The sequence below is a fragment of the Pantoea sp. X85 genome (assembly GCF_029623675.1).
In the GTDB taxonomy this organism is placed as follows: Bacteria; Pseudomonadota; Gammaproteobacteria; order Enterobacterales; family Enterobacteriaceae; genus Pantoea; species Pantoea leporis.
The window spans coordinates 3,559,950-3,579,358 of record NZ_CP121108.1 but is presented as its reverse complement, the minus strand read 5'-3'; the positions used below and the strand labels follow the sequence as shown (position 1 = coordinate 3,579,358).

Here is a 19,409-nt window from a genome sequence, read left to right as displayed (position 1 = left end):
GCAATGGCGGCGCTGATTTATCTGCATGGCTTCAACAGTTCACCGCAATCGGCGAAAGCCACGCAGCTGCAGCAGTGGCTCAACGAACAGCATCCGCATATCAATGTAATGGTGCCGCAACTACCGACGTTTCCGTCTGAAGCCGCCAGCATGCTGGAAGATCTGGTGATGCAATATGCCGGTGAACCGCTGGGATTGGTGGGATCATCGCTGGGCGGCTATTTTGCTACCTGGCTGTCGCAGTGTTTTATGTTGCCAGCGGTGGTGGTTAATCCCGCCGTACGGCCGTTTGAGCTGCTGGTGGATTACCTCGGCGAAAACCGTAATCCCTACACCGGCCAGCAATATGTGTTAGAGTCTCGCCACATTTACGATCTGAAAGTAATGCAGATTGACCCTCTTGAAGCGCCCGATTTACTCTGGCTGCTGCAACAAACCGGCGATGAAATACTCGATTATCGCCAGGCGCTGGAGTATTACAGCGCATGCCGCCAGACGGTTGAAGAGGGCGGCAATCATGCCTATATCGGATTCGAACGCCATTTCGCACAGATCGTTGATTTTCTGGGATTAAACGCCCAGTGGCCTTGCGAAGTGGGGCCATTTTCCTATTGCTAATCAGACATTTACGATGAGCCAATCAAGCTATAATGCCGATGCCATTGAGGTCCTGACCGGCCTTGAACCGGTGCGTCGTCGTCCGGGGATGTACACCGATACCACGCGCCCGAACCACCTGGGCCAGGAGGTGATCGATAACAGCGTCGATGAGGCGCTGGCCGGTCACGCTAAACGCGTGGAAGTCATTCTTCATGCCGACCAGTCGCTGGAAGTTATTGATGATGGTCGTGGCATGCCAGTGGATATCCATCCGGAAGAAGGCGTGCCAGCGGTTGAGCTGATTCTTTGTCGCCTGCATGCGGGCGGCAAATTCTCCAACAAAAACTATCAGTTCTCAGGCGGCTTGCACGGCGTCGGGATCTCGGTGGTTAACGCCTTGTCGAAGCGTGTGGAAGTTACCGTGCGACGTAACGGCGAAATCTACCAGATTGCCTTCGAAAATGGCGACAAGGTGCAGGATCTTACGGTTACCGGCACCGTCGGTAAACGCAATACCGGTACCAGCGTGCATTTCTGGCCAGATGAAAGCTTCTTTGATAGCCCGCGTTTCTCGGTTTCTCGTTTATCACATCTGTTAAAAGCCAAAGCCGTGCTGTGTCCGGGCGTTGAAATTGTTTTTAAAGACAAGGTCAACGACACCGAACAAACCTGGATGTATCAGGATGGCCTGACCGATTACCTGTGTGAAGCGGTTGACGGCTTACCCACGCTGCCGGAAAAACCCTTTGTGGGCAGTTTTGCTGGCGATGTGGAAGCGGTGGATTGGGCGCTGCTATGGCTGCCGGAAGGCGGAGAGCTGCTAACAGAAAGCTACGTTAACCTGATCCCAACCATGCAAGGCGGCACGCACGTCAACGGATTGCGTCAGGGCTTGCTGGATGCCATGCGCGAGTTTTGCGAATACCGCAATATTTTGCCGCGCGGCGTGAAGCTGTCGGCAGAAGATATCTGGGATCGCTGCGCGTACGTGCTGTCGGTGAAGATGCAGGATCCACAGTTTGCCGGGCAGACTAAAGAGCGCCTGTCGTCGCGTCAGTGTGCGGCATTCGTCTCAGCGGTGGTCAAAGATGCCTTCAGCCTGTGGCTGAATCAAAACGTGCAGGCGGCTGAAATGCTGGCCGAGCTGGCAATCTCCAGCGCGCAGCGCCGCATGCGCGCCGCGAAGAAAGTGGTGCGTAAAAAACTCACCAGCGGCCCGGCGCTGCCGGGCAAACTGGCTGACTGCACCGCACAAGATTTGAACAAAACCGAACTGTTCCTCGTCGAAGGGGATTCTGCGGGCGGTTCCGCCAAGCAAGCGCGCGATCGTGATTATCAGGCGATCATGCCGCTGAAAGGTAAGATCCTCAATACCTGGGAAGTCTCTTCGGACGAAGTGCTGGCCTCACAGGAAGTGCATGATATTTCAGTGGCGATCGGTATCGATCCTGACAGCGAAGATCTGAGCCAACTGCGTTACGGCAAAATCTGTATCCTCGCGGATGCGGACTCCGATGGTCTGCACATTGCCACGCTGCTGTGCGCGCTGTTTGTGAAGCATTTCCGTACGTTGGTGCAACACGGCCATGTGTACGTGGCGATGCCGCCGCTGTATCGCATCGATCTCGGCAAAGAAGTCTATTACGCCCTGGATGAAGATGAGAAAGAGGGCGTGCTGGACCAGTTGAAGCGCAAGAAAGGTAAGCCGAATGTGCAGCGTTTTAAGGGCTTGGGTGAAATGAACCCGCTGCAGCTGCGCGAAACCACGCTTGATCCGAATACGCGTCGTCTGGTGCAATTGACGATAAGTGATGAGGATGTCGACCAAACGCTGCGTGTGATGGACATGCTGCTGGCGAAGAAACGCTCGGAAGACCGCCGCAACTGGTTGCAAGAGAAAGGCGATTTAGCCGACCTCGAAGTGTAAAAAAACAGGGACGCCGCGGCGTCCCTGTTTTATTGCTGCTGTAATGCCTGTTTAACCCGCGCAATAACCGTGCTCCACTCTTCATCCTGCCCGCGCCCAAACAATCTCATTTGCGGATACCACGGCGATTCATCGCGATTTTCCAACCAGCGCCAGTCTCGCGCCCAGGCGGGAAGTAATACCCAGCAAGGTATCCCCATCGCCCCTGCTAAGTGGATCACCGACGTATCTACACCAATCACCAAATCCAGTTGTGAAATGACCGCGGCGGTATCCTGATAATCAGTGAATTGGGCACCAAGCGGCTGTATGCGTGGATAGTCAGCGATTTCCTCTTCACCTGCACCTTTTTGCAGGCTAATCCAGTTGATATCAGGCAGGTCAAATAAAGGTGCAAACTGTGAAAGGTGCGCAAGCGATCGTTGGCTATCATTCTTATGCCCGCTAGAGCCTTTCCATACGATACCAATTTTTTTCCCGTTCCCCTTAATCGGCCACCTCGCCTGTTGTTCTGCAGAGCTAAACAGATAGGGATGATGCGCGCTAAAGGGCTGTGTTGAGTTTAGGAAGTGCTGCGGTAAATCCAGTAGAGAGCACCAGTAATCTGCCGGTGGCAACGTGTGTTGTACATCTTCCCGTGTCAGATAATTATCGAGGTGCGGCAGCGTAACCATCAATGATTTTAAGGACTTGTTGCCCAGCATGATCACTTTTATCGCATGCTTTTCAGTTTTAACGCGTGTGAGATAACGACAGAACTGAATTTCGTCCCCCATGCCTTGCTCGGTCCGTACCAACAGCGTTTTGCCGCGCAGATCCTCTCCTTGCCAGTAGCGAATAGGGAGTTTCGGTAAGGTAAAGAAGCGATCGGGATTATCGGATGCATAACGCGCCTGATAGTTAGACCAGCCAGCAGCGAAGTTGCCTTGTTGTAGCTGAACCATGCCGAGCGAATTTCGGCAACGTTGATCGGCGTCACGCACTTGCAGCACTTGCTGCATCTGACTTTCTGCTTCTTGTAGCTGGCCCATGTGCGCTAGCAACGTACTTATGCCATAGCGGGCTTCGGTATAATCAGGCTGGCTCTGCAGCGCCAATCGATACTGATCTAAAGCAAGGTGATAGCGCTGCTGTTTATGCAGCAAAATAGCGTAGTTATTATGACAGGCGGCATAGCCCATATGTGATTGCAGCGCAGACTGATAACAGGCTTCCGCCTCGCTCCAGCACCCGGCGTCATAATGGGTTAGGCCAAGACCGTTGAGTAATCCCGCATCTTTTGGCGCAAGTTTTAGCGCCCGCTGATAATAGCGCTGCGCCGTATCCAGATCGCCGTTGCGCCGGGCAAGCCGTGCGGCTTCATGAAGGAACCAGCCATCGTAGGGAGCAAGCGTCAGGTGCGCCCGAATCTTACGCCAGGCTTCTTCCTGTCGCCCTTGCTGCAGCAACTGGGTTACCGCTTGTTGCTGACGTAAATCGTTAGCCACCCGAGGTTTATGGCGCATTGTGATATCCTGCCGCTAATAAAGTGGCGTAATTTAAGCCAAAAGTGTCAGAAACCGCGCTAAGACAGGTCTCGATCTTTAAGGATGGGAATTTGAAAATAACACTGGAAGAGTTACGCGCCTGGGTTGCGGTGGTGGATACCGGATCAATCACATCAGCTGCGGAGCAGTTAGATCAAACCAGCTCTGGCGTGAGCCGTGCGCTTAGCCGGCTGGAAGGTAAGCTGCAAACCACCTTAATGCATCGCACCACGCGTCGCCTGGCATTGACCGAAGAGGGGCTGATTTTTCTCGATCATGCGCGGCAGATTCTGGCGTCGGTTGAACAGGCGGAAGAACTGATCGCGCAGCGCCGGGACATTCCTTCTGGACGCTTACGCGTCAATGCCAATACGCCTTTTACCCTGCACGTCATTGTGCCGCTGGTGGCGGAGTTTCGTCAGCGCTACCCGCTGATTCAGCTGGAATTAAACACCGACGATATTGTGATCGATCTGCTGGAGCAGCAAACGGACATCGCCATTCGCATCGGCGAGCTGCGCGATTCGACGCTGCGTGCGCGTGTGCTCGGAAGCAGCGCTATACGCCTGTTAGCCAGCCCAGATTATCTTGAAAAGTTTGGTGTACCGGAAAACGTTGATGCACTGGCGAACCATCAGCTGTTGGGGTTCAGTCAACTTGATGTACACAACGTCTGGCCGGTTTGGCAGCGCGAAGGCGAGTTCCTGCGCATCAAACCTACGCTGTCCGCCTCCAGTGGTGAAACATTGCGTCAACTGGCTTTAGCTGGGCAAGGTATCGTACGTTTATCCGATTTTGTCAGCCGTGAAGATCGCGACAGTGGGCGTCTGGTACAGGTTTTAGCAACGGAAACCCGTGAACAGCGTTTACCCATCCACGCGGTCTATTATCGCAATCAATCCCTTACCTCGCGCATTACCTGTTTTCTGAGTTTTTTACGCGAAAAAATTCAGGAAAATCATCTGTTATAGTCTTGTTCCTGCTCAATAATTTACCCTTCATCTTCATATCTTTATTTATAAAAACGCTTTAATTCATATAGTTAATTAACTAATAACTTTTCTGTCAATGTTGGGAAATTTTTTCTTTCCTAACGGGACGTTTCTTATGTCTCGGAAATCTCTCTTTCCCGATTATGTCGCTCACTTTGAGCCCGCACAGGTGGGTTAAGCCAGGGAGATTGCTGCGTTTGTACGCAATCGCACAATCAAAATCTAATGTACGGAAGGGATTAAACATGAACGTTTCGCCCGTGAGTGTTGCGGTTATTGATAAAAAAACAATAACGAAAGCGGAAGCATTGCGTGTAGGTAAAGACGGTAAAGCTGCAAAAGTTCAGGCTATTACCAACGGCAAATATTTGCTGACCCAAGGTAATGACGGCGTTGCACCAGAAAACATTACCGTTAAGCGTGTCGGGAAAGATCTGCTGGTGATGCTGGAAGGATCCGACGCCAGCGAACCCGATCTGATTATCGAAGACTTTTTTGCTAAATCAGGTGCTTTAGTTGGTAAAGCTGAAGATGGCGCGATGCATGAATACGTCGCTACCGATGGTAATGCCGATCATGATGCTGTCGCATTGGCTGATGGCGAAACCACCGCATTAGCGCTTGGAGAGAGCACGGTTGATACCGATTCTGGTTTCATGCTGGCCTCGGGATTTGAATGGTCTCCGGCGTTGATCGCTTTAGGCGGATTGGCGGCTATCGCTGCGGCCGCCGGCCTGGGCTACGTGGCAGCCAAAGAGCAATATCAGGATAAAAACGCTCACGAAAACGGTAGCAGCGATCAAAATGGTGGAGACAACGGGAAGGGCGGTGATGACGGCGGTAAAGGTGGCGGCGACAGCGGCGACGGCAATGTAAACGTCCCTGTAGTTAACGGCCTGTATGACGACGTAGGCAGCATTACCGGATTGATCGCGAAAGGCGGCCGTACCGATGACACCACGCCGACACTGAACGGCACGGGCACCAAAGGGAATGTCATTGAAATTTGGGATGGCAGCACAAAAATTGGTGAAACCACGGTTGGTGAAAACGGCACATGGTCCTTTACACCCGGTAAAGCATTGGGCGCCGGTAGCCACAGCATCACCACACGTGAACGCAATGAAAGTGGCGTAGTAGGCGATTCAAGCGAGGCCTGGAGCTTCGTTATCGATCTGACCGCCCCTGCCAAGGGCACCATTGGTAGCATGGTGGATGACAGCGTAAATCCGCCGAAAGAGATCGTGAAAGATGGCATCACCAAAGACAACACGCCGACGCTGGCGGGTAAGGCCGAAGCGGGCGCTACCGTTGAAATCTGGAAAGATGGCCAGTTGCTGGGCACTGCCAAAGTAGACAGCGAGGGTAACTGGACCTACACCAGCCCGACGCTGTCAGAGGGTAAACATGATTTCAGCATCGTCGTCGTAGATGAAGTCGGGAATAAATCGCTGCCTTCCGAAGCCTGGATTATCGAGGTTGATACCGTAGCACCAGAAAATAAAGGCATTGGTGCCATCGCTGATGATGAAGGTAAGTTGATTGAAAATGGTGGCGAAACGCAAGACAGCACACCAACCTTCTCTGGCGTCGGTGAAAAAGGCGACATCATTAAAATCATTGATAACGGCCAGGTTATCGGCAGCACCGTTGTCGATGACGAAGGAAAGTGGCAATTCACCCCAGAAAAAGCCATTGGTAATGGCGATCACGAATTCCAGATTATTGAAGTGGATCCAGCAGGTAATGAATCTGCGCCTTCAGAAAAAGTCATTATCGAAATCAACGATCCGAATAACCCTATTGATCCCGGCAAGGAAGTGATTCCGAATCCCGATGTACCGGTAACTGGCGCGGTTGACGACGTGTATCGTGATGAAATGTTGGATAACGGCGAAAAGTATTTCATCGGCAAACAGCCTATTGCTAACGGCGATGCGGTGAATGATTCAACGATTTTTGTGGGTGGAACCGGCAACGCGGGCGATATCGTTTATATCTGGCTCAGTGGGAGCAATAACCATTATTACCTCTCCTCTGTCGTAGATGAGAACGGGAAGTGGAGTATCGCCACGCCAGAGTTATCTGATGATGTTTACAAGATTGAAGCGGCATTTAAAAATGCTGAAGGCGTAGTAACAGCCAAAACCGAAGCTTTTGAAGTTGAGATCGATACGATTCCACCGGAACCCATCGATCCGGGCGATCTCTTCCCTGATTTACTCAGCCATGTTGAATTATCTGAGCTGCTCTCGGCAAACGGTGACACGTTATTCAATGAAGCGCAGGAAGAATCTGCATTACTCAATAATATTGATGAAAGCATTTTAAGTAATATGCTTTTCGATGCGGATATTAAGAGTTCTGCAGTGGACGGCGTGATGTCTCTCGATATTACAGCTTTGAAGGATTTAGATATTCATTACTTATCTGAATAATTATCACATCATTGCGATTAATAGAATAAAAACAGGCGTCATCTGGCGCCTGTTTTCTGGAGTTATAATGAAACTTAAAAAATATGCTATTGCCACGGTGCTTGCGTCATTGTCCATCAGCGCAACTCTCCAAGCGCAATCGAATTTTGGCAAAGCCTGGCAATCCATGCCTGCAGCGGCCTCAGAGCAAACCCGCATCGTTTATTATCGAGCTACAGACGATAATAATAATAAAGCAGCACACATCTATGTTGATGGCGAATTCCAAACGGCATTATTAACCGGCGGCTACACGGTGTTTTGCCTGAAACCGGGTGTACATTCGTTGGGAAGTTATATCGATGATGCGCCAGGTTATCAGGGCAAGCAGCAACAACCATGGCGCGATAATCTGGCGGCGGGCAAAACCTATTATATCATTGCCAGCCTTGACGGTTCCGGCCGTCCTCTGGTGATGGATAGCGAACAGGCTCAGCAGCAATTAGTGGGAACACGTCAGCAAACTCATTTGCTTTCCCGCGCGTCAGCGGTGGTGCCGTGCAAGGCTGGAACTACACAGTCTTATGATAATTATGAGTTTTCATCGGATTTGCTGTTTAATTTTGGTAGCGCGAACAGTGCCGATATTTCCGCTCAGGGTCATAGCGCCATTCAACAATTTGCAACCTTGTTGAAAAGCAAAAATAAAGCCGATCAGCGCATTATCGTCACCGGCTTTACCGATCCGATTGGGGAGGAGGAAAGCAACATCAAGTTAGGCCAACGCCGCGCGGATGCAATCAAGAAATTATTGGTTAATAACGGGCTCGCGAGTGATTATATTCAATCGCAAAGTATGGGTGAAAGCCAGGTCACTGCGCAGTGCGCGGGCTCCCTGAAGCAGCAGAAAGCATGCTATCAAGGCGAACGTCGTGTAATTATCAGTGTAGAGAATAAATAGTTTTATCACTTTCTAAAAATTAACCAATGGTCTGATTTTTTATAATTTAGGCCATTTTTTTCAACTTCACTTTACAATTAATGATTCTATTAAAAACCATTAATTAAGACATGTCCTGTGTTGGTTATTTCACTAACTGGTCGAGAATGCTTGCGTTCCGGGAGGAAACCGGAACACGAATCTAAATATTTAAAGGAATATATTCATGGCGAATAACAGCATTAATGAAATTAAAGAAATGAAAATCAGTACTATTACCGACAAAAAATTTGGTTGGAAAGATAAACAAGTCGATCTAAAAGATGCCGGTGGTCGTGTTGAGATTCTTATTGATGGTGTGGTTTACAAAGCACCTATCGATGAAAATGGTAAGTGGTCATTTACACCGCCAACGGGCTGGGACGAAGGCTTACATACCGTGCAGTTGATCACCATCGATAAAGCGGGTAACCGTGCACCACCAACGTCCTTCATTGTAAATCTGGATACCCAAGCTCCAGAAGCGCCAGAAATCTGGCGTGTGGTAGATAACACCGGTAGTAATAAAGGTAATTTGAATCCGGGCGAAATTACCGATGAACACAAGCCTGTCATTTCAGGCGTAGCGGAGCCGGACGCGATCGTTTACCTGTATGACAACGGTGGAAAAGATCCGATTGCTTCAGTCAAAGCTAATAGCATGGGGGCATGGACCATTACTCCAGAATTGGCTGATGGCGAACACAGCCTGACCGTAGTGGCTAAGGATGCTGGCAAACATGAAAGCCCAGTCTCAGCGCCATTCATTGTGAAAGTTGAAGCGGGCGCAGTAGTGATGGCCGAAGGCCCAACTGCAGAGTCGCAGCCGTCTGAGGATGCGACTGCAAATACCAATAATTTTGGTACTCATGGTAATGCTATTGAAAAATATACCAATAAAAGCTTTATCGAGATATCACCTAAAGTCGAACCTTTCGCACAGGTTCAAATTACGCTGAACAATGAAGTGTATCTTGTTACCGCAGATAAGGATGGCAATTTACATTTCAAGTCTGATGAACTGCCAGATGGGACCTACTACTATCAAACGCGTGTTCGCGATAGCGCTAATAACTGGGGTCCCGCTACCTCAATCATTCTGCATGTCGAAGCAGGCGCTCCGGAAGCACCACAGATCCTGCGCGTCATTGACGACGAAGGTAATGTTGATCACTTAACTTCGGGTCAATACACCGATGATAAAAACCCAACGCTGTCAGGCGTGGCTAAACCGGGATCGCTGGTCTTCATTTACGGCGTTGATTCAGCACCGATCGGCAGCGTGACCGCTGGCGGTGATGGACGTTGGACCTTCACACCGGAACTGACCACGGATGATACCTATATCTTCAACGTAGCGTATCAGGATCGCTACGGTCGTATGAGTCCGAAATCAGACAACTTCATCCTGAAACTGGATGCTACTGCACCTGAAGCGCCTTCACTGGAAGGTGTTTATGATGACGTAGGCCGCGTAACCGGTCAGCTGAAATCAGGCGATACCACTGACGACACCACTCTGTCGCTGTCGGGTAAAGCGGATGCCGGCTCCATTGTACGTATCTGGGATGGCGAAAAATTAGTTGCAACCGTTATTGCCAACTCACGTGGTCAATGGTCTTACGAACTGGATGTGGCCGAAGGCAAACATGCGCTGCGCGTAGATTCAGCCTCCAAAGGTGGTGCAGCTTCAGAGAAATCAGAAGAATTCATCGTGATTGTTGATACAAAGACTCTGCCTCCGGCACAGATTGAAGAGATCGTCGCCAACAACGGTGCAGAAGAGCGTCCGCTGCTGAGCGGTGATGCTACCAACGATGACACCCCAGTGCTGCGCGGTTCAGGTGAAGAGGGTGAAATTGTTTATGTTTATGATAAAGACAAAGTCATTGGTTCTGCTGCCGTAGGCAAAGATGGCAAATGGGAAATCGAGCTTGATCCACTTAAAGAAGGTTCTCATGAGCTGAAGATCAAAGTCGAAGATCCAAAAACCGGCAAAAGTTCAGACTTCTCAGATCCGGTCACCATCGTGGTGGATTTAACTGCACCTGAAAAACCGGTCGCTCCGGGCATTATCGACAACACCGGTGATGAGCAGGGCGTCATCCAGCCAGGCACGCCAACTGACGAAACCCAGCCGGAGTTCACCGGTGGCGGTGCAACGCCGGGTGACGTTGTAGAAATCATCATCATTGATAAAGACGGCAAAGAGCAGGTCATTGGTAGCGGCGTCGTTGACGAGAAAGGTGATTGGACAGTCACCCCAACCGATCCAATCGGTGATGGTGATTACGACGTGGTGGTTGAAATTACCGATCCGGCGGGCAACACCTCCGATCGTTCCGATCCAATTGAACTGATTATCGATACCAAAGTGCCGGACGAAATCACGGACTTCGAATTGTGGGATGACGTGGGCGTCATCACTGGTCAGATCCTTGATGGCGGCATCACTGATGACAAATCACCAACCGTACGCGGTACCGGTGAAAACGGTTCTAAAGTCATTATCTATGATGGCGAAAAACAGATCGGTTCAGCAACCGTAGTTGATGGTAAATGGAGTATTGATCTGCCTGCCCTGACGGAAGGTGCGCATAATATCCGCGTTCAACCTGTCAGCGCTTCAGGTGTGAAAGGCCCTATCAATGACGGCATCAACTTTGATGTGGATCTGACCGCACCACAGGCTGGTACTTACACCGGTGGTTCATTCCTTGATGTAGAAGGTTTTACCCGCCCGATCGGGTCGGATATCAACGGTCGGGTCATGAAGCTGAACGGTACCGGTAAAGAAGATGGCACCGTGGTAGTGGTCTATGGCGATGCGGCGCGTACCGAAATCATCGGCAGCGCGGTGGTGACCAACGGTAAATGGACGCTGGATACCAATGAACTGGCTGAAGGCAGCTACCATATCTCCTTCGGTTTCCGTGATGCAGCGGGCAATGAAGTAGCCGGTGCAGAATCGTTCGACGTTAACGTTGACGTTACGCCACCAGAACCTATCGATCCAGGCGACCTGTTCCCAGACTCATTCAACGAAGCGCTGATGAGCATGTCACTGACGGATATTCTGTCCATGAGCGATGACTCGTTATTCATCGACAACGGTAAAACGCAGTTGATGATTTCGGATTCTGCGCAGGAAGTGACCTTGCAAGACATCCTGCCGGAAGGTGAAGACGTGAATAACTGGAGCCAGGCAAATGGCACCGTAACCGTGGCAGGCGTTGAATATAACGTTTACCAGAACAACGGTGGCGATGCTGAAGTGATGGTTCCACAGCACCTGCTGCAGGAACAACAGCACTAATTTCTGATTAGCTGCGAAACAAAAGCCCCGATCGAAAGACCGGGGCTTTTTTATGCATGATGATGAACGAGAAAAAATCGGCTTACTTAGCCGCTTCCAGCACCAGGATCTTCACATCGACCACTTCATCTTTAATCAACGCGCGATGCGCATCCATGTGTGGCATCTGCTGATGCTGCTCCAGATGACGCAGTGATTCCCACAGCTCCAGCATGAAAATGGAATCGGGTGAATTCTGTTTCCACGGCACTTGCGCCTGATGATCAACTAATGCGTCATATTGATGACAGCCATCTTCTTCCAGCACGGTAGGAATCAGCTGGTTAATCGCATCCAAAACCACCTGGCGACGGCCCGGTTTGACACAAATCTCTGCAACGACGGTTAACATAGTGCTTCCTCTTTTCCCTGGGTGCTTACAGTTAAGCAAAGATCTGGCTGAGATGAGTCCGATAACGTTCGATATCGCGCGGTACGTCCGGCATTTTAATCACATCGTTACAGATAAAGGTCGGCAAACCTTCCATACCGAGGAACTGGTTGGCCTTGTGGAAGTGCAGATACAAACCGTCCACGCCCACGCCTTCAAAGAATTGCTCAGGATCGTTAAAGGCTTCCAGCGGCGCGTTCCAGGTCAATGACAGCATGTATTTCTTACCCTGAATCAGGCCGCCGGAGCCGTATTTTTTACCGGCATCGCTGCGTGTGCGGCCATCGCTGGCATACAGTGAACCGTGACCTTCGGTGAAGACATCATCGATATACTTTTTTACTGTCCACGGCTCGCCCATCCACCAGCCGGGCATTTGATAGATCACCACATCGCTGTCGAGGTATTTCTGCACTTCTTCTGCCACGTTGTAGTCGCTGTCGGCAATCGTTACCTGTACCTGATGACCAAGATCGCGCAACTGGCTGGCTGCGACGTCAGTTAAGGTATGGTTCAGTTCGCCTTTCGAATGGGCGAAGGTTTTGCCACCATCGATAATTAAAAAGTTCATGTCATCCGCTCCGTTTCTCGTTGATGCCGCACACTCTACGCGCGCGCAGCAGCGAGAAAAATGCGTGATCGATCACAACACTTTTGCTAATAAAGCAATAATACGCAGGGTTATGAAACAATCCGTGAGCAAACCAACATCAACTCCCATAAAAGAAGAAAACATGAAAACCGCGATACTGAGTGCATTACTTATGGTGACGGGCGCTGTTCAGGCGCAATCCCACCTCGATGACATCCGCGCAAGCAAAACCTTAAAAGTCTGTACCACCGGTGATTACAAGCCATATAGCTATTTGCGCAGCGATGGCCAATACGAAGGATTGGATATCAGCATGGCGCAATCGCTGGCGGCAAGTCTGGGCGCAAAAGTGCAGTGGGTGCCAACCACATGGAAAACCCTGAGCGATGATTTTGTGGCCAAGCAGTGTGATATCGCATTGGGCGGCGTATCAGTCACCCTCAAGCGTCAGCAGATCGCCTGGTTTGCCCAGCCGCTCGGCATCGATGGAAAAATTCCACTGGTGCGCTGTGCTGATAAAGCGAAATATCAGACGGTTGAACAGATTAACAAGGCGAGCGTGAGCGTGATCGAACCGGCAGGCGGCACCAACGAAGCCTTCGTGCACAGCCATCTGCCGCAGGCAACGCTGCAACTGGCTGACAACGTGGGGATTTTCCAGCAGTTAGTGGATAACAAAGCGGACGTAATGATCACCGATGCGTCTGAAGCGCTGTTCCAGCAGCAGCATTATCCCACGCTGTGCGCCATCAATCCGGACAAACCGATGCAGTACGGCGAGAAGGCTTACATGATCCCGCGCGATGATATGAGCTGGAAGTTGTATGTCGATCAGTGGCTGCATCTCAGCACCGCCACCGGCGAATACGCCCAGATTACGAAGAAATGGTTAGGCGCGAAGTAGCGACGCCATTCCTGGCGATCTGAGTTTCTGGTGCGCCATAACGCGCACCAGATAACAGAACTCAACGATACAAACTCGCCTTACCCAACCCGCCAAACAGATTCATTTTGTAGCGAATGACTTCCTTCGCCGCCGCAATGGCATCGGGATAAATCACATTCGGATCCCACCAGGTTTCGCGTGCCAGAATCTCGCGCAGCTTAGCGAAATAGGCGAACTTCATGTCGCTGGAAATATTGATTTTGCCCACGCCCAGCGTCACCGCTTCCGCGATCTCGGCATCCGGATTTGCTGAACCGCCGTGCAGCACCAGCGGAATAGTGGTGCGCTGCGCAATGTCTCTGAGGATATGCATCTGCAGCTCAGGCTTCATATCTTTGGGGTAGATGCCGTGCGCGGTGCCAATCGCTACCGCCAGCGTATCCACACCGGTGCGCTGCACGAAATCCTCTGCCTGCGCCGGTTCGGTGTAGATCACTTTACTCACGCCGCCTTCCACTGAAGTGCCGGTATCGCCGATGGTGCCGAGTTCACCTTCCACCGAAACGCCCACCGCATGTGCCAGTTTCACCACTTCTTTGGTCAGCGTCACGTTCTCTTCATAAGGCAGCAATGAACCATCGATCATCACTGAGGTAAAGCCGCATTGAATAGCGCGCAGCACCTGAGCAATGGACGCACCGTGATCGAGGTGGATGGTGAACGGCACTTTGCTTTTCAGCGTGCGCTCGCGCACATAGCCAAAGAACTCATCAGTGACAAATTCCAGCTCGCTTGGATGGATGGAAATGATCGCCGGCGTATGGGTAGCTTCAGCTTCTTCAACTACCGCGCGGATAAAGCAGCTGTCGGCCACATTAAAAGCGCCAATCGCGTAACGGTGTTCACGAGTCGGTGCCAACATCTCTTTCATTGAAATCAACATGTTAATATTTCCTCAGCGTGATGTTTACCGGAGCCGACGCATGCGCCGACCCGATAGTGGATATGAATGTGAAATTGATAATGCGACCTTGTGTCGCCATTCATGGCGAACACCAACCAACCTGATGACTAAACCTTGCCCGCCGATCCCGACCAGCTTAGGTACTCAGCCACCACTTCGCGGCAGGCGGACTCCATCAGCCCAAGCACATCGGCTAACTCAGCGTGAGGATGCTGCTTCAAGGCCTGTTCCACCGCCATTTTTCCGGCATCAAACACCGCCGCGCCGACGTTGATCTTAGCAACGCCAAACTCACTGACGCGGCGAATATCCTCAGCGGGCGTGCCCGATCCGCCGTGCAGCGCCAGCGGTCGCGAAGAAACCGCCTGCAACTCCTGCAAGCGCTGAAAGTCGATCTTTGGCTTCACACCCGCCGGATAAAGCCCGTGCGCGGTGCCAACCGAGATCGCCAGCAGGTCGATATCGGTCTGTTCGATAAACGGCAGCACATCGGCCACCTGCGTCATCTTCACTGAGGCATCAGCCAGTTCGTAGGTTGGCGCATCGGCGATATGTCCTAGCTCGCCCTCGACGCACACGCCGGCGGTATGCGCCATTTTCACCACGGCGGCGGTCTGGCGAATGTTCTCGGCCAGCGGCTCCGAGGAGGCGTCAATCATTAAGCCGGTAAAACCGGCGCGAAACGCCTGACCAATCAGCGGAAAGGCTTTGCCGTGATCGAGTGCCAGCGCCACCGGCACGCTGGCGGTCTCGGCCAGCGCACGCACTAACGGCACCGCGACAGCGGGCGGGAAGTGCGCGCTGTGTCCCTGATAAACATTGAGGATCAGCGGAGCGCGCTGCTGCTCGGCGGCCTGAATGGCGGCGCGCGCGGTTTCAAGGTTGAAGCAGTTGATCGCTAACACCGCATAGCGCTGTTGGGCGGCGGCCTGAATCAGGTCGTTCATCATGGCAAACATGGTGGCTCCTTATTCCAGAGTGAATTTGATCTCTTCATCGCGGACGCCGGGGGCTTCCACGTCATCGAACTCTTCATCCGCCTGCGTCACCGGCTTTTTCAATACCGACAGCATCACGCCGCACACCGTGGTGCCGATGCCGAGTGCCAAACAGAACAGCCAGGGTTTAGTGAACAGCGGCACCACAAACATGCCGCCGTGCGGCACCGGTGCGCCGACGCCCCACATCATAATCAGCCCACCGGCGATGGCGGAGGCCACCACGCAGCTGCCGACCACGCGGAACAGGTCGCGCGCTGCAATCGGAATCACGCCTTCGGTAATCATGCAGATGCCCATCGGGAAGGCGGCTTTTAGCGCCTCTTTTTCCGCTTTGGTATATTTGTTGCGGCTCAGCAGATAAGAGAGCGTGATGCCGAACGGCGGAATCATTGAGCCGACAAACTTCACCGCTTCCGGTCCGTAAATGCCATCAACCAGCATGCCGTCGGCGAACAGCGACATGGTTTTATTCACCGGACCGCCGAAGTCGAAGGTGGCCATCGCGCCGAGGATCGCGCCCATCACAAATTTCGAACCGCCTTGCATCGACTCCAGCAGGGCAATCAGCGCCTTCTGCAGCCAGACAATCGGCTGGCCGATAAAGGTCATCATCAGCAGCCCGGCGATGATGGTGCTCAGCACCGGCAGCACCATAATCGGCATCAAGCCCTGCATCGATTTCGGCAACTTAATGGTGCGGCGCAGCAGCAGCACGGTGTAACCGACCAGAAAACCGCCGAAGATGCCGCCGATAAAGCCGGTACCGATCTGCCCGCAGATAAAACCGACGATCAGGCCAGGCGCGAAGCCGGGACGATCGGCAATCGAGTAAGCAATCGCCGCGCTGATCAACGGCACAATCAGCCCCATGCCCCAACCGCCGATCTGATTCAACATCCACGCGAGGGTGCCGGTCTGTTTACCGACATCTGGCCCGCCGATCACCTGGCCGAGCGCGATGCAGATCCCGGCGGCGACGATCAGCGGGATCATCCACGAGATCCCGGTAAGCAAATGCCCTTTGATCTCCTGGCCGTACTGACGTTTGTTGTCACTCATGATGGATCTCCTCAGGCGCGCGCCAGTGAATCCGCCACTTTTTCGAGGAATTTCACCGGTGATTTGATCACTACTTCGGTTTTCACTCGCACAATGGGTTTGCCCTGAAAGCGCTCCTCGCCTTTGATCTTCACGTCAACGGCGAGGATCACCACGTCCGCAGCGGCGATATCTTGCTGCGTCAGCGCCGTTTCGGTGCCGATGGTGCCCTGAGTTTCAACGTGGATGGTGTGGCCCAGCGCGTGGGCCCCTTTAATCAGTTTTTCGCGCGCAATGTAGGTATGCGCGATGCCTGCCGTGCAGGCCGCTACACAGACGATATTCATGTGTCACCTCAGAGAGTTAGGGTGTTAACAGAGGTCGGTTTCGGCGTACTGACTAAACAGCCGGATGATATTGCTGGCATCGTTTTCCACCAGCAGTTGGGCTATCACCTCATCATCGGCCAGCGCACTGGCCACCTGCGACAACAGGCGAATATGGGTGGTGTTCTGATCTTCCAGTCGCACCGCGAACAGGATGATGCAGCGCACCTGGCTGCCATCGAGCGTTTCCCACGGAATGTCGTGTTGGGTGCGGCCGATGGCGAGCGTGGTTTGTTTCACCGCGGCGGATTTACCGTGCGGGATGGCGATATGATTTTCGAAACCGGTGGAACCTTCAGCTTCCCGCAGCCAGACGTCTTCGATAAAGGCGGCGCGGTCGCTGATGGCGCCGTCGTGGTAGAGCAAATCGGTGAGCTCATGAATCGCTTGCTCTTTGGTGGTGGCGGTCAGCGCCAGGTTAACGCGGCGCGGCGTCAGAATGCGCGAAATATCCATGTTCAATCCTCATTCAATTAATGTTCAGCCAAAGCGCAGGAGGCGCCGTCGGGCAGCTGGCTGCCAATCATGGCGTCAGTCACCCGCCGAATATCGTCATCGTTAAAAAAGGCACTGACATACACCGCCGGAACCGCTCCGGCGTTGAGGTGAATAGTGGTAATCACCAAATCCACCGTTTCTCGCTGGCAAAACTCCGCGTGATTACTGGCGGAAACCACGCCGACAATCTCCCAATCCGGGAAGGCGCGCAGGATGCGACTCTTCAAAAGATGCGAGGTTCCCACGCCGCTGGAGCACACCACCAGAATGCGTTTGTGGGCGATTTGTCGCTCCAGCGCGGCCTGGAAATGCACGCACAGATAACCTATTTCGTCATCCGCCACCGATGAAAGTCCCTGGCTGCGCGCGGTTAATTGCATCGCCTGTTGCGTTAATGAAAATATTTCCTTCATCTCCTGCTGAATATCCTCCAGCAGCGGATTACGAATGTGAATATGATATTTGAGTCGATTTAATAATGGCTTTATATGAACTAATAACCCTTCAAATAATAATCGGTCCTGCGCTAAGTCCTGCTGAATAAATGACGCGAAGCGATCGATTAATTCACAGGTTATTTTCACTGATTCAGCGGTGGAAAATTGATTATGCAGCGGGGCATTATCTCCACGTTCTTCCACCACAATGCCGGACGAGACAATATATTGATAAATAAAACCCACTTCATCGGCGGGCAATGCGCAGCACATGCGCTGTTCAATCTGCACCACCATATTTTGGGCAATCTTCAGAATGCGCTGGTCAAGATCCTGCGCGCTGGTCAGGGTTTCCAGCGCCAGCGCGTTACCTTGCGCCATGCGATGCATCATGATCAGAATATGGGTGCAGAGATTGAGGTACCACGCGTCGCCCAACGGATAACTCAGTTGCTGCTCCATTTGCTGCAGCAGCGCCTGCACAAAAGCCACATCCTCGTCGCCAAAATAGTGCACCAGCGCTTGCTGGCTGCCGGGATCGAGGCGTGGTAGCAGCGGCGTGCCGGCGACGTTCTGCTGCATCACATCATTAATTAGCGACACCATCGCCTGGCGCAGCGTCTGCTCATTGCCTTCTATGTGGGTGCCGCCGGGGCCGCGCTGCAGCACCAAACCCAGCGGCTGCAGCCACTCTTCGATCACTTTCAGGTCATTCACGATCGACGCATGACTGATAAAGTAGCGTTCCGACAATTTACTGATTGAAGTCGCGCGTGGCGCATCACTCAGCAGCTGCGAGGCAATCTTCACCCGTCGGCTATTGTGGCTCAGCGCATCCGAACTGCTTTCGTCGCCGTTAAGCTGCTGCTCCAGTTGCAGACGCTGCTGCAGATCGTCCACCCGCAGACGTATGCCGCGTCCCGGCATTTTTTCCAGCTGCAGCGACCAGTCGCGAAGCCAACTCTCCAGCCACTGCAAATCGCGCTGGATGGTTTTCTCCGACACGCCAAGCTGTAAAGCTAATTCTTTTGTCGGCTGCGGTGCGGCATGATGCAGCAGCAATTTTACTAATCGGTGTTGTCGCGAAGTCAGTATTTGCATTCGTTCACCCTTATTTTGGCAAAACGTTTATGGCTAATTGGTGGTTATATTTATTCCATGCCAGAAATCAGACGCGCAAAAATGTGGGGCTTGTGGAGTATGAATTTAGGAGAGTAATCACTAAGCAACAATACTAAATGTTGTCCCGGCTTGCGGACACTATTAATACGCTAAATGCCTCGCGATATTAATTGCGAAGTTGCTCACAGATTATTGCCGATATTCACTGTGACATGGCTCCCATTCCGTTTTAATTTTCCAACCAATATCACGCTATTTAATGCAAGACGATTCTGTTTGCTGAACGGGCTTCTCTGTG

General features: G+C 52.1%; 16 protein-coding genes. 7 read left to right on the top strand and 9 right to left on the bottom strand.

Annotated elements, in window-relative coordinates; genetic code table 11:
* Nucleotides 1-3: 3 nt before the first annotated feature.
* Entirely contained in the window at nucleotides 4-618 is a 615-nt protein-coding gene (yqiA, locus tag P6287_RS16545; RefSeq protein WP_277974121.1) for an esterase YqiA, read from the top strand.
* Nucleotides 619-631: 13 nt separating this feature from the next.
* Nucleotides 632-2,527, top strand: coding sequence for a DNA topoisomerase IV subunit B (gene parE, locus P6287_RS16540; protein ID WP_101762999.1), 1,896 nt, complete (start codon nucleotides 632-634; stop codon nucleotides 2,525-2,527).
* Nucleotides 2,528-2,556: 29 nt separating this feature from the next.
* On the opposite strand, the gene P6287_RS16535 is transcribed toward parE, so the two are convergent.
* Entirely contained in the window at nucleotides 2,557-3,975 is a 1,419-nt protein-coding gene (locus tag P6287_RS16535) for a tetratricopeptide repeat-containing glycosyltransferase family protein (protein ID WP_277974120.1), read from the bottom strand.
* A gap of 149 nt (nucleotides 3,976-4,124) precedes the next feature.
* Between P6287_RS16535 and P6287_RS16530 the strand changes: the two genes are divergently transcribed.
* The 4 genes from P6287_RS16530 to P6287_RS16515 all read left to right on the top strand — a co-directional run bounded on the left by P6287_RS16530 (nucleotide 4,125) and on the right by P6287_RS16515 (nucleotide 11,757).
* Nucleotides 4,125-5,024, top strand: coding sequence for a LysR substrate-binding domain-containing protein (locus tag P6287_RS16530; protein WP_192412124.1), 900 nt, complete (start codon nucleotides 4,125-4,127; stop codon nucleotides 5,022-5,024).
* A 266-nt stretch (nucleotides 5,025-5,290) separates the two neighbouring features.
* Nucleotides 5,291-7,483: an Ig-like domain-containing protein gene (locus P6287_RS16525; protein ID WP_277974119.1), complete on the top strand. Its 2,193-nt coding sequence runs from the start codon at nucleotides 5,291-5,293 to the stop codon at nucleotides 7,481-7,483.
* 67 nt (nucleotides 7,484-7,550) lie between these two features.
* A complete protein-coding gene (locus tag P6287_RS16520; RefSeq protein ID WP_137386547.1) occupies nucleotides 7,551-8,423 on the top strand; it encodes an OmpA family protein in 873 nt (290 codons plus the stop codon).
* 205 nt (nucleotides 8,424-8,628) lie between these two features.
* Nucleotides 8,629-11,757 carry an Ig-like domain-containing protein gene (locus tag P6287_RS16515; protein ID WP_277974118.1) on the top strand — a complete coding sequence of 1,043 codons (3,129 nt, stop codon included), beginning with the start codon at nucleotides 8,629-8,631 and terminating at the stop codon, nucleotides 11,755-11,757.
* An 82-nt stretch (nucleotides 11,758-11,839) separates the two neighbouring features.
* Here P6287_RS16515 and P6287_RS16510 read toward each other — a convergent pair whose 3' ends face one another.
* The gene (locus P6287_RS16510; protein ID WP_008103384.1) at nucleotides 11,840-12,148 is read right to left on the bottom strand and encodes a putative quinol monooxygenase; all 309 of its coding nucleotides are present in this window, start codon (nucleotides 12,146-12,148) and stop codon (nucleotides 11,840-11,842) included.
* 31 nt (nucleotides 12,149-12,179) lie between these two features.
* Nucleotides 12,180-12,758, bottom strand: coding sequence for an NAD(P)H-dependent oxidoreductase (locus P6287_RS16505; RefSeq protein WP_008103382.1), 579 nt, complete (start codon nucleotides 12,756-12,758; stop codon nucleotides 12,180-12,182).
* Between the two features lie 163 nt (nucleotides 12,759-12,921).
* Here P6287_RS16505 and P6287_RS16500 point away from each other — a divergent pair, with 163 nt between their 5' ends.
* The gene (locus P6287_RS16500; RefSeq protein WP_277974117.1) at nucleotides 12,922-13,683 is read left to right on the top strand and encodes a transporter substrate-binding domain-containing protein; all 762 of its coding nucleotides are present in this window, start codon (nucleotides 12,922-12,924) and stop codon (nucleotides 13,681-13,683) included.
* Nucleotides 13,684-13,744: 61 nt separating this feature from the next.
* On the opposite strand, the gene P6287_RS16495 is transcribed toward P6287_RS16500, so the two are convergent.
* The 6 genes from P6287_RS16495 to P6287_RS16470 form a co-directional block, all read right to left on the bottom strand.
* The gene (locus P6287_RS16495; protein WP_277974116.1) at nucleotides 13,745-14,608 is read right to left on the bottom strand and encodes a ketose-bisphosphate aldolase; all 864 of its coding nucleotides are present in this window, start codon (nucleotides 14,606-14,608) and stop codon (nucleotides 13,745-13,747) included.
* Between the two features lie 128 nt (nucleotides 14,609-14,736).
* Nucleotides 14,737-15,588 (bottom strand): class II fructose-bisphosphate aldolase, encoded by an 852-nt coding sequence (locus tag P6287_RS16490; protein WP_101763007.1) that lies wholly within the window; start codon nucleotides 15,586-15,588, stop codon nucleotides 14,737-14,739.
* A gap of 9 nt (nucleotides 15,589-15,597) precedes the next feature.
* On the bottom strand, nucleotides 15,598-16,689 hold the full coding sequence (locus P6287_RS16485; RefSeq protein ID WP_277974115.1) for a PTS fructose transporter subunit IIC: 1,092 nt from the start codon (nucleotides 16,687-16,689) through the stop codon (nucleotides 15,598-15,600).
* Between the two features lie 11 nt (nucleotides 16,690-16,700).
* Entirely contained in the window at nucleotides 16,701-17,015 is a 315-nt protein-coding gene (locus P6287_RS16480) for a fructose PTS transporter subunit IIB (protein ID WP_101763009.1), read from the bottom strand.
* A gap of 24 nt (nucleotides 17,016-17,039) precedes the next feature.
* Nucleotides 17,040-17,510, bottom strand: a complete 471-nt coding sequence (locus P6287_RS16475; RefSeq protein ID WP_061720482.1) for a fructose PTS transporter subunit IIA — start codon at nucleotides 17,508-17,510, stop codon at nucleotides 17,040-17,042.
* Nucleotides 17,511-17,527: 17 nt separating this feature from the next.
* Nucleotides 17,528-19,090 (bottom strand): transcription antiterminator, encoded by a 1,563-nt coding sequence (locus P6287_RS16470; RefSeq protein ID WP_101763010.1) that lies wholly within the window; start codon nucleotides 19,088-19,090, stop codon nucleotides 17,528-17,530.
* Nucleotides 19,091-19,409 lie beyond the last annotated feature (319 nt).